The sequence below is a fragment of the Pseudomonas sp. 30_B genome (assembly GCF_017491605.1).
GTDB lineage: Bacteria > Pseudomonadota > Gammaproteobacteria > Pseudomonadales > Pseudomonadaceae > Pseudomonas.
Map to the genome: position 1 here is coordinate 1 of NZ_JAFGYY010000511.1, position 243 is coordinate 243.

Sequence of the window (243 nt, forward strand, 5' to 3'; positions counted from 1 at the left end):
TGGTGAAGCTGGCCGGGCGCTGGCTCGGCGGATAGTCGATGAAGGTCTGCAGGAACTGCGTGGACTTCATGGTGGCGATGCCCATCAGGTAGGCGTTCTTCACCAGCCAGTCGCTGTACTGGTCGGAGACCACATCCGCCCGCTCGTAGGGGTCCATGCGCAGGTTGAACAGCTTGGGCACGCGCAGGCAGGTGAATGGCTCGCTCCAGACCTTCAGGCCACCCGGTGCGCGCTGTTCGCACC

At 64.2% G+C, this 243-nt stretch carries 1 pseudogene; it reads right to left on the minus strand.

The features are described from left to right. A pseudogene (locus J5M67_RS29280) lies at positions 1 to 243 on the minus strand (arylsulfatase); the annotation flags it as partial.